Genomic DNA, 13,635 nt, shown 5'->3' on the forward strand with positions numbered 1-13,635 from the left:
CGGCCGGAGAACTCCACTTCAGCGCAGCCGGGCCTCGGCCCGGTCACGCGCGACCTCGGCGCGGGCCCTGGCCAGCTCGGCCAGGTGCACGCTGCGGTCGCGAGCCAGCTCGGCCCGCGAGCGCGCCGCGTCGCCGAGCTCGGGGGCCCGCTCACGGGCGATCTCGGCCAGCCTGGCGCTGCGCTCACGCGCGGTGAGCGCCTGCTCGCGGGCCGCTTCGGCCAGCTCCGGCGCCCGCTTGCGCGCCTTCTTCGCCGCCCTGCGGCTCTGCTTGCGCGCCGTGTCGGCGAGCTCGGGGGCCCGCTTGCGGGCGGTGCCCGCCCAGTCGCCGCCGCGGTCCCGCGCGGTGTCGGCGAGGTCCGAGCTCCGGTCCTTCGCCAGCGCCGCCAGGGTCGCGCCGCGATCCTTCGCGGTGTCGGCGAAGTCGGAGCCCCGATCCTTGGCCAGGTCGGCGAACTTCGCGCCGCGGTCCCTGGCGGTGTCGGCGAAGTCGGAGCCCCGATCCTTGGCCACATCCGCGAGCTTGGCGCCGCGGTCCCTGGCGACGTCGGCGAAGTCCGAACCGCGGTCCTTCGCGAGGTCGGCCCAGTCGGCGCCGCGGTCCTTCGCGACGTCGGCGAACTTCGCGCCGCGATCCTTCGCGACGTCGGCCAGCTCGGAACCGCGCTCGCGGGCGAGTTCGGCCAGCTCCGCGCCGCGCTCGCGCGCCGCATCGGCCAGCACCGGCGCCCGCTTGCGCGCCTTCTTGGCCGCCCTTCGGCTCTGCTTGCGCGCCGTCTCGGCCCAGTCGCCGCCGCGGTCCTTCGCCACATCGGCGAGATCCGCGCCGCGATCCTTCGCGACCACGGCGAGCTTCGCCCCGCGGTCCTTCGCGACATCGGCGAAATCCGAACCCCGATCCTTGGCGACCTCGGCGATCACCGCGCCCTTGGCGCCCGCGGTGCCAGCGATACTGCGCGCCGCCTCGGCCACTTCGTGCGCGTGCTTGCGCAGCGCGTCACCGGTGCCGTCGGCGGCGCTCGCCCCGATCGGCAGCGCCGCGGAGACGGTGGCCGCGGCGTTCTTCGCCGCCCGCCTGCCGCGCCAGCCCAGCGAGGGCTTGCCCTCGGTGTCGGCGCTGGCGATCATCAGCCCGCCGAGCAGCGCCACGTCCTTCAGGAACGCGGCCCGCTTCGCGGACTTGCGATCCGGATCTTCCTCAGCCCAGAAATCCTGCTCGGTGATCGTGGCCGGGACGACCGTGGCGGCCAGCACGAGCGCCGCGAGCCGCGGCGCCTTGCCGAGCGCGAGCAGCGTGCCCGCTCCGACCTGAGCGGCGGCATTGACCTTGACCAGCGTGGCGGTATCGGACGGCAACCTGGTGGCGACATCCTCGGGCAGCGTCCGCTGACCCTTCTGCACGAGGTCGGTCGCTGCCTTCACCCGCGGTTCCGGATTACGCAGGGTATCGATCCCGTCCACGACGAACGCACTGGCCAGCAAGGGTCGCGCGAGTCGGCGCAACAACATGACAGAACCCCTTCCTCGATGGATACGGACCGGGTTCCCGCACCCGCCGCCCTCAAACGGGGGCCGTTCCGCCCGGCTCGGTGCTCGTCTGTCGGTGCCGTGCGGCATCATCGACGCACACCCGTCAGCACACCACGCAGATTGCTCGGAGCCCACCAATGCCCTCGCCACGTAACCGGCCGAAACCCCTGTCCGACAGCGAGATCAATCAGATCGCGGCGGAGATAGCCGCGGGCAGGCCGCCGATGGTGTGGTTCACCTCGGCCGCGGTCGGCGTGCCGGAGGGCAGATCCGGCAAGGTGCTCTCCCTCGGCGACCCATCCGACGGGGATTTCCTGCAGGTCAAACCCACCGGCTCGAAGGACGTGCTCGCCTTCTCCCCGGTCGAGGTCACGCTGGTCAAGCCCGTCCGCCCGGCCAAGCCCGCGCCCGCCAAGGCTCCGGCCGGAGCCCCGCCCGGCCGCCCCGGCATCGCCCCCGCGCCCGCGGGCGGCCCGCCCGCGAATACTGTTGCCCCGACACCGACCCCCAGGGAGGACCCCCCCGTGACGCAGCCGACCACGGCCCCCAAGCCCGCCGCCCCGGCGGCCGCCGCCGAGCCGAAGCCGCGCCCGGCCAAGGCGCCGGCCCGCAAGGCGAAGACGCCGGAGGTCACCATCACGCTCAACGGCACCGCCGAGGGCGAGTGGACGGTCGACGTGGTGAGCGGCAAGAAGCGCACGGTGCGCGGGCTCGCGATCAGCACCACCGCGATCTCGCAGGCGGCCAAGATCCTGCACCCGGAGGTCGAGGAGGTCGTCACGGGCATTCTCGAGGCGGTGCGCCGCGACCAGCAGGCCAAGGTCGCCCAGCTCCAGGCCGAACTGGAGCAGGCGCGAAAACTGCTCACCGAACTCGGCGACTAGACCGCGGTGTTCACCGTGCTGTCGATCCCCTTCGGCAGCCAGACCCGCCGCCCCGGCTCGGTGGGCAGGTGCCGGACGTCCTCGCGATAGGCGTAGCCCAGCGAGCGCTCTTTGGCGTGGTACATCGCCGAGTCGGCCTCGCGGAGCAGTTCGTAGACGCCCGCGTCGTAGCTGCGCGGGCCGTCGCAGGCGATGCCGATGCTGGCGGTGATCGGGATCTCGCCGACGCTCAGCTCGAACGGCCGCACGAAGGCGGCGAGCAGCCGCTCGGCCAGCGCCCCCGCGTGCTCCCGGTCCAGCGGGGCGAGCACGACGAACTCGTCGCCGCCGTAGCGGGCGGCGACGTCCCGGTTGCCGACCACCCGGCGGATCCGGGCGGCGGCGTTGGCGATCAGCTCGTCGCCGACGGCGTGGCCGTAGCTGTCGTTGACCATCTTGAAGCCGTCCAGGTCCAGGAAGAGCAGACAGAGCGGGTGCTCGGGCCAGCGCTCCCGGCTGTGGCCGAGCGCGCGCAGCAGCGCCGAGCGGTTGAGCAGCCCGGTGAGCATGTCGTGGTCGGCCTGGTACTGGGCCCTGCGCTCGCTGCGGGCGCTGCGCACGATGGCGCGCTCGCTGCGGACCAGCACACCGATCAGCATGAGCGCGAAGAGCGTCGAGACCACCACCCGGTCCAGGAAGGTCGGGCTGGAGCCGACCACCGGTACCAGCGCGGCGACGATCAGCGCCACCGCGATCATGCTGGCGCGCTGCCGCGAGTGCTGCGGGTGGATGTGCCGCTGGGCGCCGAGCGAGGTCATGGTGGGGTGCACCGCGGCCACCCCGACGGCCAGGTACGCGACCAGCAACGGCGCCTGCAGGACGTCGTTGCCGACCAGCCTCGCGCCGACCGTGTCCAGGCTGTAGCCGAGATCGCCGATCAGGATCGCGAGCAGCCCGATGTGCAGCAGCCGTAGCGACGGCTCCGAGGTGCCGGTCGCCATCGAGTAGGCGACCAGCGTCAGCAGCAGCGCGTCCAGCACCGGGTACGCCGCCGCGATCAGCGCCACCGCGCCCGGCCCGGTGGAGCTCAGGATCGGCGAGATCAGGAAGGTCCAGGAGGCGAGCAGCGCGCCGAGCCCGATCAGCCCGGAGTCGAGCAGCAGGTCGTGGTTGGCGCGCGCCTGCCGCGGCCGCAGCCAGAGCGTGGCGGCCGCGCCGATGCCCGCGTACCCGGTCAGGGTGCAGATGTCGTCCAGCGGCTGCAGCCCGGTGCCGCGCAGCGTGGTGCCCGCGGCGAAGGCCACCGCCGAGGCGGAGAGCAGGTACCAGGGCAGCGGGTGCGCCGGGCGGTACCGCCACAGCCCGAATCCGATCATGCCCAGCGAGCCGAGCACGACGAACGCGGTGGCGCCGAAGGCCACCGGGCCGGTGCCCGCCAGCAGGTTGACCCCGATGGCGGCGGCGCCCGCCAGCAACAGCGCGCAGCAGCGTGCCCCCGGCTGCGCGAGCTTCCCGGCCGTTCGTCCGTCGTGCACGTTCATCAGCCCCCCTCGGTCGCGCCGTTCCCGGTGAACCGTGCCGCGTAGTAGATCTGGGAGTCCTCCACCGCGACGTCGACGCTCGCCCGCTCGTCCAGCGCGGCCCTGATGCCGTCCGCGAACGAGAAGCGAGTGTTGTTGTACGAGCAGATATCCCAGCCGACCACCGCACGCTCGGCCACGAGTACCCGAACCACTGATTCGATCATGACATGGAACGCGGCGCCATGCCGGGCGCTCGGCGCAACGAGGGTGAAACCCGCGTAGAAAACCGCGTTTCGCGCGGCGTGTTCCGGGTAACGCGCTGCGAAGTACTCGGGGCTGATCCACGGCACCGTCTCCAGGCAGCGGGTCAGCGTGGTGACGCCGATCGGCTCCCCCGACGGCAGCCGCGCCACGTGCTTGTGGATCCGCGGGTCGACCATCTCCGCGCGAAACTCACTGGGATGCAACACCTGCCGCGCGGCGGCGGTGGTACGCAGCGGGCCGAAGGCCTCCTCGTAGACGGCCTGGAAGAGCGCGATCTGCGGTTCGGGGATGCTGGTCTCGACGGTCACGTGCAGCTCGCTCACCGGGCGCCGTCCCAGCCCGCGGCCCGGTACGCGGCGAGCACCAGCGCGCAGACGGGCTCGGCTTCGGCGCGAATCTCGGTGACGCACAGCTGGATCGGGCCGAACTCCGCGCTCCTGCGCCGGGTCATGTCGGTGAGGCTGGCCCGGATCAGCGCCTCCACCTCGGCCGCGCTCCCGGCCTCGTGCTCGACGAAGAGCCCGGCCCCCGAGCCGTCGGTGCGCAGCACCCAGCCCATGCCCGCGGCCACCAGCGCGCCCGGCTCCGCGGTGTGCTCGGCGGCGTACACGCAGTACAGCCGATCACCCCAGACGATCGGCTTGCGCACCCGCGCGCCGCGGACCAGCCGGGCGCGCGGCGGGATCACCGAGGACAGCCGGATCAGGTTCGCCTCGCCGACGCCGAGCTCGCGCAGCGCCGCGTCGAACGCCGCCAGCGCCGTCGGGCCGGTCCCGGTCGCCGCGCCGATCTCGATGGTCAGTGGTATGCCGGACGACCGGGCCGCGCGGGCGGGCCTGCTCGCCGGGGTGCGTAATCGCTCCACCCACGGCAGCCCGAGCAGTGCGCTGCGCTGTGCCGAGACCGCTCCGCGCGCGGTGATGTGCATCATGGTGCCCCTCCGATTCCCCCGGCCCGCCCGGTGCGCGGGCCGCGTTCAACAACGAATTCGACTGTGCGCCAAGTCGGCCGGGTTCGCAGGGCGGTTCGCCGAAACGGTCTCGCCCGCTCGGGCGTCCATACCCCTTCCGGCCTGCGGTGATGGAGCTTCGGCATCGCCTGGGCGACTGTCCAGGATTTCTCCCACTGCGGAGCGTCATCGTGGTGCACAATCTCCGGACAGGACCCGAATCAGGTTCGACAGGAGGAATGCAGTGCCGCTTCCCGACTCATCCGTGTTGTCCTCCGTACCACCGGCAGTCCCCTTACCGACCGACAGTGCGGTGCTCGCCGCCGAGTCCCTCCGGCTGGACGCGAGCGCCGTGGACTTCGCGCTCGTCGCGCTCTACTTCGTGTTCGTCATCGGTATCGGGCTGCTGGCGCGGCAGCGCGTCTCGTCCAGCATCGACTTCTTCCTCTCCGGCCGCTCGCTGCCCGCCTGGGTGACCGGCCTCGCCTTCATCTCGGCGAACCTCGGCGCGGTCGAGATCATGGGCATGTCGGCCAACGGCGCCGAGTACGGCTTCCCGACGTTCCACTACTTCTGGATCGGCGCGATCCCCGCCATGCTCTTCCTCGGCGTGGTGATGATGCCCTTCTACTACGGCTCCAAGGTGCGCTCGGTGCCGGAGTTCATGCGCAGGCGCTTCGGCACCGGCGCGCACCTGGTGAACGCGCTGAGCTTCGCGGTGGCGCAGATCCTCATCGCCGGGGTGAACCTGTACCTGCTCGGCACCATCCTGAACGTGCTGCTCGGCTGGCCGCTGTGGGTGTCGGTGGTGGTCGCCGCGGTGATCGTGCTCTCCTACATCACCCTGGGCGGGCTCTCGGCCGCCATCTACAACGAGGTGCTGCAGTTCTTCGTGATCGTGGCGGCGCTGCTGCCGCTCACCCTGGTCGGGCTGCACAAGGCGGGCGGCTGGAGCGGGCTGAAGGAGCGGATCATCGACTCGCCCGGCGGCGCCGCGCAGCTGGAGTCCTGGCCGGGCAACGAGCTGAGCGGGTTCAGCAACAACTTCCTCTCGATCCTCGGCATCGTCTTCGGCCTCGGTTTCGTGCTCTCCTTCGGCTACTGGACGACGAACTTCGTCGAGGTGCAGCGGGCCCTGGCCACACACTCCATCTCGGCGGCGCGGCGCACCCCGATCATCGGCGCCTACCCGAAGATGTTCATCCCGCTGATCGTCGTGATCCCCGGCATGATCAGCGCGGTGCTGGTGCCGGAGATGGCCGAGTACAAGGCGCAGCGGGCGGCGAACCCGGACTTCACCGGGGACACCTCGTACAACCAGGCGCTGCTGTACCTGATGAAGGACGTGCTGCCGAACGGGCTGCTCGGCGTCGGCCTGGCCGGGCTGCTCGCCGCGTTCATGGCGGGCATGGCCGCGAACATCTCCGCGTTCAACACGGTGTTCAGCTACGACCTGTGGCAGCAGTACGTGAAGAAGGACCGGCCGGACGGCTACTACCTCAGGATCGGCAGGCTCGCGACGATCGGCGCCACGGTGGCCGCGATCTTCACCGCGTTCATCGCGGGCAACTTCGCCAACATCATGGACTACCTGCAGACGCTGTTCAGCTTCTTCAACGCGCCGCTCTTCGCCACCTTCATCCTCGGCATGTTCTGGAAGCGGATGACCCCGGCCGCGGGCTGGGCCGGGCTGGTCGCCGGTACCGCGTCGGCGATCTTCGTCTTCCTGCTCAACGAGTTCGAGGTGACCTCGCTCTCCGGGCAGGGCGCGAGCTTCGTGGCCGCGGGAACGGCGTTCGTGGTCGACATCGTGGTGAGCGTGGTGGTCACCCAGTTCACCGCGCCGAAGCCGGCCGCCGAGCTGGCCGGGCTGGTGTACTCGGAGACGCCGAAGGAGATGCGCACCGACCCGGACGCGGACTCGCTGCCCTGGTACCAGCGGCCGGTGCTGCTCGCCGGTATCGCGCTGGTGCTGGTCATCGCGCTGAACATCTTCGTCGGATAAGGAGCTTCCCCGATGCTTTTCGACATTCGCACCATCGTCGGCTCGCTGCTGAGCATCTACGGCGTGGTCCTGCTCGTCACCGGGCTGGTCAACAACACCGCCGCCGAGCAGGCCAAGACCGGCGGCTGGAACATCAATCTGTGGGCCGGGATCGGCATCCTCGCCGTCGGGCTCGCCTTCATCGCCTGGGTACTGCTGCGCCCGGTGCAGGTCACCGCGGCGAAGCCGGTCGCCGACCCGGAGGCGCCGCTCGACCCGGACCGGATCGCGCCCGCCGAGTAGCGCACACGGCGAGGGCCCCGGCCGCGAATTCCGCGGCCGGGGCCCTCGTGCTGTCCGGGTCGGGTCAGATGGCGCCGGGCGCCTGCTGATCCGGGCGGGGGACGTCGCCGCGCCAGGCACCGGTCTCGTGCCCCTGCTTCTCGATGTAGGCCTTGAAGCGATCGAGATCGCCGTTGATCCGGTGCTTCAGCACACCGGTCTTGTCGGCCACCTGCTCCAGGAAGCCGTCCGGGTCGACATCGATCTGGGCGGTGACCCTGGTGTGGGTGTCGTCCAGGCGGTGGAAGGTGATCACGCCCGCGTGCTCGGGGCCGCTGTCCGACTTCCAGGCCACCCGCTCGTCGGGGTGCTGCTCGGTGATCGTGGCGTCGAACTCCTTGGTCACCGGGCCGACCTTGATCCGCCAGTGCGTGTGCTTGTCGTCGAGCTGCCTGATCTCCTCGACGCCCTCCATGAAGTGCGGGAAGGACTCGAACTGGGTCCACTGGTTGTACGCGGTCCGGATCGGAACCTCGACGTCGACTGCCGCGGTCATCGTGCTCATGGGGTAACTCCTTTCCCACTCCGGGATCACTCCGGGAACAGGGCTGGTGTGTCGTCCTGCTGGACGACCGGGACACTCGTCGGCTACCCGGCGTCTCCTGGCACAAACAACCGGTACCGCGGCTCGGTACGAGGTGGTTCAGCGGTTATCGCGGCAGTGGGTGCGATCTGCCGTGCTGAGGCGGCGGTCGGACGGTGCCGCCTCAGCCGTCGGCAAATGGTCGGCGAAGCCCGCTGTGGGTCAGTCGGTTCCGGCCGGGGCGCGGTTGAACAGCCCGAGCAGGAAGTCGATCGCGAGGAAGCCGAGCAGGCTCAGCCCGAACAGCGGGACGAACCAGCCGACCAGCAGCGCGGCCGCCACCGAGGCCACCGCGAGCGGCAGCGGCGTCGAGCGCAGCGCACCGCGGCGCGGTGCCCGGCCGCCGAGGGTCAGGCCGGTCGCGCGCGCCGGTCGCCTGCGCCACCACATGCGGTAGCCGAGCAGGATCACCGCGCTCAGCCCGACCATGCTCACCAGTAGCAGCAGCTGGTTGACCAGTCCGAACAGCAGCCCCATGTGGAACTGGATGCCCCAGTTGGTGAACTTGGCCATGAGCGGCCACTCCGCGTACGGGAGCCGGTCGGTGACCTGCGCGGTGGCGCCGTCCACCGCGACCGCGTCGGCGCTGTAGGTGCCGGGGATTCGCCGCTCCTTCACGATGAATGCCTGGTCCGCCGCGCTCGGCAGGGTGATCTCGGGGGGCTGGGTGACGCCTTCGGCGCGGGCGGCCGCGAGCACGGTGTCCAGCTCGGCGATCCTGGTGGCCGGGTCGACCTCGGGGGCGGGGGCGTGCCCGGCGGGGTGGTGGTCGCCGCCGGGCGCGTGCGCGGGTTCGGCGCCGGGCAGCGTGCCGCTGACCGCGGGGGTGATCCAGCTCAGCTGGGCGCGCAGCTCGTCGATATTCGCGCCCGCGTAGGTGGACCAGGTCATGCCGGTGGCGGAGAGGACCAGCGCCATCGGCAGCACCCAGGTGCCGAGCGCGCCGTGCCAGGTGAGCAGCCGGTTCCGGCCGCGCTGCGCGGAGTCGGGGGCGAGCAGCCAGGCCGCGGAGTTGCGGGCCCGCCGGGCCCGCACCCGGCGGATCCAGAGCACCAGCCCGGCCAGCGCGATCACCCACAGCCAGGAGGCGGCCAGCTCGCTGTAGAGCCGGCCCGGCTCGCCGAGGTGCAGGTGGCGGTGCAGCTGGGAGATCCAGGTGCGCAGCGGGAGCGCGCCGGAGCTGCCGTAGACCACCGCGTCACCGACCGGCTCGGCGGTGTACGGGTTCACGAACACCGCGCGGCGTTCGGATTCGCCGAGGGTGGGGTCGGCGAGGAGCACCCGGGTGGTGTCGCCGGGGGTAGGGGCGGGGGCCACCGCGACCAGGGTGAGGTCGGGGCGGACGGCGACGCCGTTGCGCACCTGCTCGGCGAGCGGGGCCTCGGTCTGCCCGACCGGGACGCGCAGGAGGTCCTTGGAGGTGAAGGCCTCCAGGGTGGGGGAGATGGCGTAGAGGGCGCCGGTCACGGCGGCGATCAGGATGAACGGGGCGACGAAGAGGCCCGCGTAGAAGTGCAGGCGCAGGGCGAGGGGTTGCAGGGTACGGCGTGGTGTGCGGGTGGGGACGTCGTCGGGGGAGGTGTCGGGTGGGCTGACATCGGTGACGCTCATGGGGGTTCGTTTCGTCGAAGGGCTGTCGGCTCTTCTCGCATCGGCGGCGCGGGCACGGCAGGACGCCAGGTGCCCCGGCAGGGGCGCGACGGTGCTCGCCGGTGCTTCGACCGGCGGCGAGAAGGGTGTCTAGTGGACGAAACCCAGCGGTGGGCCGCGGCTGCTCAGCCCCTGCCGCGCGAAGACGCGCAGCACGACCCGATCGCGGTGCGCGATCGGCAGCAGGGTCCGGTCCGCGACCGGTGCGGCGGGTGCGCGCGACGGCAGCGCTCGCGCCAGGGCGCCGATGGCGGCGCGGCAGGCGGCGCCCGTCCCGTGTACGAGCAGCGCGGCGACCAGGACGGCGGCCGCGTGCGCGGCGAGCATGGCCGGCGTCAGCTGGAGATCGCCGCCGTGCAGATGCCCGGACTCGAACCCGAGCCCGATGTGCCCGAGCACCTGGGCCACGCCGAGCGCGGCGACCAGGACGGCGGCGCTCTCCCGCAGTGCGGGCGCGCCCGCGATCAGTGCCCCGGTGACCGCGGCGGCCGCGAACAGCAGGACGAGCGCGGTGGAGCCGGGCGCCTCTAGCCCGGCCCCGGCGCGGGCAGCGGCCCACCCGTGCGCCGCCACCGACAGGCACGCGGACAGCGCTCCCGCCGCCGCGCCGCGCACCCGCGCGACCGCGGCGGGAGCACCCGCGTTCCCGCGGCCGGACCGGCACAGCACGGGCCGATTTTACCCGGGTGCGCGGGCCCGCCCGCCCCATCGGGCGCGGCCGGACCGGAAACCTTGCGCGGCAGCGAGATCGGTGCTGGGCTCAGGTGTTGTCGCGCTTGAAGGTGTTGAGCGGGCCCTTGTCCATCCTGACCTCGACCCGGCCGTCCGGGTGCAGGATCGCCTTGGGGCGGTGCTCCGACATCCGCCTGCTGTACAGCTCCAGCCGCTCGACCAGCACGCCGTCCGGCCGGTTGTAGACGATGCCGGGGACGCAGGTGAAGATCCAGCTCGACTTCTTCGCCTGGTCGGCGGGGATGGTGACCTCCTCCTCGCCGCCGCTGTCGATGGCGAGCGTCACCCGGTACTTGTGGAACGAGCCGGTGCCGTTGTTGATCGCCGAGTACGCCACCGGCACCACCGCGGCGATCTCCGGCGCGAACCGCACCTCGATGATCTCCTCGGTGCTCCCGCCGCCGCGGTTCACGTCACCGCGCCCGCGGTCGCCCAGGTGCCGCACGAGGTCCTTGAACTGCGGGTTCGCCGGGATGCCCTGGGCGTCGAAGGTGGCGACGTGCACCACCGTGCCGTCGGTCAGCACCACCAGCGCGTACGCCTCGTAGTCGGTGCCCGAGGTCCACCCCACCCGCAGCCGCACCACCGGTGCCTTCCGCAGCAGTACCGGCGCCGAGTTCTTCTCCAGCGTGATCGACCGCTTCGTCAGATTCGGGGGCGGCGCGCTGCCCGGCGCAGACGCTGGAAAGGCGCCGGGAGCCCCTGGCGGCGGGTACCCGACGGCACCACCTTGCTGCGCTGCCGGGTATCCGGCCGGAGCGAGCGGCGGGGCCGGGAACCCGCCCGGACCACCCGGGGGCGATACGGCGAAACCGCTGGGCGGCGGCGCGGACGCGGCCGGTCCTGGATCGTCGACGGTGATCCCGTAGTCCGTCGCCAACCCGGCCAACCCGGACGCGTACCCCTGCCCGACGTTGCGCAACTTCCACGCCCCACCGCGCCGGTAGATCTCCCCGAGCACCACCGTCGTCTCGGTACTCAACCCCCCGACGACCAGGTCGTGCGCCGCACCCCCATCGCTCACCTGAACCGCCAGCGGAACCCCCGCGACGGTCCCGGTGTCGACGGAGGCGGCGACGACGAGCCGCTCGACCCGCGCGGCGACCCGGGAGAGGTCGACGCTGATCGCCCCACCGGCCAGCCGCACCGCCCCGTCCGGCGACTCCGGCTGGTTGTAGAACACGAAGTCGGCATCCCCGCCGACCTTCCCGTCCGCCCCGACGCACAGCACCGAGACGTCGATGCCGTTCGGCGCCACCGTGATCCGCACCTGCCCACCGCCGAGCGGCACATTGCCGCCCTTCGGCAGGGCACTACCCGGGCTCGAGTTCACTGCGGACCCCTCGTCGCTCGTCCGATTCGTACGGTTCCGAGCCTAGGGGATCAGCCCTCCACGTCCATCTCGGCGAGCGGCTTGCGCAGCAGCTTGCCGGTGGCGTTGCGCGGCAGCTCGTCCAGGAAGACCACCTCGCGCGGCACCTTGTACCGCGCCAGATTCGCCTTGACGTACTCCTTGATCTCCTGCGGATCCCGGCTCGACCCGGGCCCCGGCACCACGAAGGCGCGCAGCCGCTTCCCGTACTCGCGGTCGTCCACCCCGATCACCGCCGCCTCGAAGACGTCCTCGCGCCCGGCGATCAGGTTCTCCACCTCGAGCGGGAAGACGTTCTCGCCGCCGGAGACGATCATGTCGTCGTCGCGGCCGTCGATGAAGAGCAGCCCGTCGGCGTCGACGTGCCCGACGTCGCCGCTGTTCATCATCCCGTCGACGATCTCCTTGGTGCGCCCGTCGGTGTAGCCGGTGAAGGCGAAGCCGTTGTCGACGAAGATGGTCCCGGTGACATCGGGCTCGGTGATCGGCTTCCGGTTCTCGTCCAGCAGCACGATCCGGATCCCGACCGGTGCCTTGCCCGCGGTGGTCGGCGCCTTGCGCAGGTCGGCCGGGGTGGCCACGGTCATGACCGCGCACTCGGTGGAGCCGTACAGGTTGTAGAGGCTGTCGTTGAAGTGGTCGAGCGCGCGGGTCACCACGTCCGGCGCGATGGCCGAACCGGCCGCGAAGATCACCTTCAGGCTGCCGACGTCGTACTTCGCCAGCACCTCGTCGCCGAGGTCGAGGATGCGCTGCAGCATGGTCGGGACGACGACCAGCGAGTCCGCCCGGTACTTCTGGATATTGGCGAGCGTGCCCTCCGGGCTGAACCGGCGCTGCTGGAAGACCACCCGGTTGCCGAGCGCGAGCCCCAGGGTGAACTGGGAGAGCCCGGTGCCGTGGAAGATCGGCGCCGCCATGAGCATGGTGCCGTTGCGCGGCAGCGGCACCCGGTCGATGAACTGCGCGGAGGCGAAGGGGCTCACCCGGTCGCGCGGGGCGCCCTTCGGCGTGCCGGTGGTGCCGCTGGTCAGGATGACCATGCCGCCCGGCTTCTCCGGCGCGGGGAGCGGCGTGGTGTCGCGGCCCGCGATCAGCGAGTCGAGCGTCGGGATCGCCGGATCGGCGCCGTCCTTCTCGTCCACCCAGGTCAGCACGTGCGGGATGCCGGAAGGGATGGCGCTCATCAGGTCGAGGAACTCGCTGTCGTGCAGCACCGCCTTGACCTTCTCGCGCTCGGCCACGTCGGCGAACTGCGGCTTGGCGAAGCCGGTGTTCATCAGCACCGCCCGCACGCCGAGCTTGCCCGCGGCGAGCAGGCTGAGCACCATGCCGCGGTGGTCGCGGGCCAGCACGGCGACCACGTCACCGGGGCCGATGCCGTTCTCGGTGAAGCCGCGGGCCAGCGCGTTGGCGCGGCGGTCGAGTTCGCCGAAGGTGATCTCGCCGAGCTCGTCCACGATGGCGGCGGCATCCGGCCTGGTCTGCGCGGCGTGCATGACGACCCCGGCGAACGGCCCGAACTTGAGCACGTTGATCGCCGAGCGGGCCGCGTGGTCGAGCCGCAGCGGATTGAAGAGCCGCCGCTTGAGCATGACGTTGACGCCGAGAGCGAGATCGCTCGCCTTGCGGATCGGGGCCGGGAGTGCCATCTGCTACGCCTTCCGCGCGGCCCGGCCACCGGCGAGCGGGAGGTGGCGGGAACCGCAGCTTCGAGATCCAGTGCTAGCCAGACAATAGCAGCGGTCGGTACCGGCCGTATCGCACGTCTCGTCCCGCGGTCCGCGGTGTATCCGCAGGTGACGGAGGTCGGGCGGCGGAAGAAGTGAACCTGGAGCCGCTC

At 71.8% G+C, this 13,635-nt stretch carries 12 protein-coding genes; 3 read left to right on the plus strand and 9 right to left on the minus strand.

Annotated elements, in window-relative coordinates:
- Positions 1-18: 18 nt before the first annotated feature.
- Positions 19-1,620, minus strand: a complete 1,602-nt coding sequence (locus ACFUJ1_RS33960; RefSeq protein WP_378651412.1) for a DoxX family membrane protein — start codon at positions 1,618-1,620, stop codon at positions 19-21.
- Between the two features lie 47 nt (positions 1,621-1,667).
- Between ACFUJ1_RS33960 and ACFUJ1_RS33965 the strand changes: the two genes are divergently transcribed.
- Positions 1,668-2,414 (plus strand): DUF6319 family protein, encoded by a 747-nt coding sequence (locus ACFUJ1_RS33965; protein WP_378651413.1) that lies wholly within the window; start codon positions 1,668-1,670, stop codon positions 2,412-2,414.
- Here ACFUJ1_RS33965 and ACFUJ1_RS33970 read toward each other — a convergent pair.
- From ACFUJ1_RS33970 to ACFUJ1_RS33980, 3 genes are read right to left on the minus strand one after another with little or no spacing between them, the layout of a single operon-like run.
- The gene (locus ACFUJ1_RS33970; protein ID WP_378651414.1) at positions 2,411-3,934 is read right to left on the minus strand and encodes a diguanylate cyclase domain-containing protein; all 1,524 of its coding nucleotides are present in this window, start codon (positions 3,932-3,934) and stop codon (positions 2,411-2,413) included. The two genes, ACFUJ1_RS33965 and ACFUJ1_RS33970, sit on opposite strands and share 4 nt — an antisense overlap.
- Positions 3,934-4,503 carry a hypothetical protein gene (locus tag ACFUJ1_RS33975; protein ID WP_378651415.1) on the minus strand — a complete coding sequence of 190 codons (570 nt, stop codon included), beginning with the start codon at positions 4,501-4,503 and terminating at the stop codon, positions 3,934-3,936. Before ACFUJ1_RS33975 ends, ACFUJ1_RS33970 begins: the two co-directional genes overlap by 1 nt.
- On the minus strand, positions 4,500-5,111 hold the full coding sequence (locus tag ACFUJ1_RS33980) for a pyruvoyl-dependent arginine decarboxylase (RefSeq protein ID WP_378651416.1): 612 nt from the start codon (positions 5,109-5,111) through the stop codon (positions 4,500-4,502). The genes ACFUJ1_RS33975 and ACFUJ1_RS33980 overlap by 4 nt, the downstream gene beginning before the upstream one ends.
- Before the next feature lie 331 nt (positions 5,112-5,442).
- Here ACFUJ1_RS33980 and ACFUJ1_RS33985 point away from each other — a divergent pair, with 331 nt between their 5' ends.
- Positions 5,443-7,134 (plus strand): sodium:solute symporter family protein, encoded by a 1,692-nt coding sequence (locus ACFUJ1_RS33985; RefSeq protein WP_378611498.1) that lies wholly within the window; start codon positions 5,443-5,445, stop codon positions 7,132-7,134.
- A gap of 12 nt (positions 7,135-7,146) precedes the next feature.
- Positions 7,147-7,416, plus strand: coding sequence for a hypothetical protein (locus ACFUJ1_RS33990; RefSeq protein ID WP_378651417.1), 270 nt, complete (start codon positions 7,147-7,149; stop codon positions 7,414-7,416).
- A gap of 64 nt (positions 7,417-7,480) precedes the next feature.
- On the opposite strand, the gene ACFUJ1_RS33995 is transcribed toward ACFUJ1_RS33990, so the two are convergent.
- From ACFUJ1_RS33995 to ACFUJ1_RS34015, 5 genes are all read right to left on the minus strand, one after another.
- Positions 7,481-7,960, minus strand: coding sequence for an SRPBCC family protein (locus ACFUJ1_RS33995; RefSeq protein WP_378651418.1), 480 nt, complete (start codon positions 7,958-7,960; stop codon positions 7,481-7,483).
- Positions 7,961-8,200: 240 nt separating this feature from the next.
- Entirely contained in the window at positions 8,201-9,649 is a 1,449-nt protein-coding gene (locus ACFUJ1_RS34000) for a PepSY-associated TM helix domain-containing protein (protein ID WP_378651419.1), read from the minus strand.
- 129 nt (positions 9,650-9,778) lie between these two features.
- Positions 9,779-10,357 (minus strand): hypothetical protein, encoded by a 579-nt coding sequence (locus ACFUJ1_RS34005; protein ID WP_378651420.1) that lies wholly within the window; start codon positions 10,355-10,357, stop codon positions 9,779-9,781.
- 91 nt (positions 10,358-10,448) lie between these two features.
- Positions 10,449-11,753, minus strand: coding sequence for a TerD family protein (locus ACFUJ1_RS34010; RefSeq protein WP_378651421.1), 1,305 nt, complete (start codon positions 11,751-11,753; stop codon positions 10,449-10,451).
- A 50-nt stretch (positions 11,754-11,803) separates the two neighbouring features.
- A complete protein-coding gene (locus ACFUJ1_RS34015; RefSeq protein ID WP_378651422.1) occupies positions 11,804-13,444 on the minus strand; it encodes an acyl-CoA synthetase in 1,641 nt (546 codons plus the stop codon).
- Between the last annotated feature and the right edge of the window lie 191 nt (positions 13,445-13,635).

Source organism: Nocardia sp. NPDC057227, from assembly GCF_042669725.1.
Classification (GTDB): Bacteria; Actinomycetota; Actinomycetes; order Mycobacteriales; family Mycobacteriaceae; genus Nocardia; species Nocardia asteroides_A.

Coding starts and splice junctions, on each gene's coding strand:
- ACFUJ1_RS33995 (WP_378651418.1), bottom strand. CDS start 7,960: ATGAGCACGATGACCGCGGCAGTCGACGTCGAGGTTCCGATCCGGACC.
- ACFUJ1_RS33970 (WP_378651414.1), bottom strand. CDS start 3,934: ATGAACGTGCACGACGGACGAACGGCCGGGAAGCTCGCGCAGCCGGGG.
- ACFUJ1_RS33965 (WP_378651413.1), top strand. CDS start 1,668: ATGCCCTCGCCACGTAACCGGCCGAAACCCCTGTCCGACAGCGAGATC.
- ACFUJ1_RS33990 (WP_378651417.1), top strand. CDS start 7,147: ATGCTTTTCGACATTCGCACCATCGTCGGCTCGCTGCTGAGCATCTAC.
- ACFUJ1_RS33980 (WP_378651416.1), bottom strand. CDS start 5,111: ATGATGCACATCACCGCGCGCGGAGCGGTCTCGGCACAGCGCAGCGCA.
- ACFUJ1_RS34015 (WP_378651422.1), bottom strand. CDS start 13,444: ATGGCACTCCCGGCCCCGATCCGCAAGGCGAGCGATCTCGCTCTCGGC.
- ACFUJ1_RS33960 (WP_378651412.1), bottom strand. CDS start 1,620: ATGATGCCGCACGGCACCGACAGACGAGCACCGAGCCGGGCGGAACGG.
- ACFUJ1_RS34000 (WP_378651419.1), bottom strand. CDS start 9,649: ATGAGCGTCACCGATGTCAGCCCACCCGACACCTCCCCCGACGACGTC.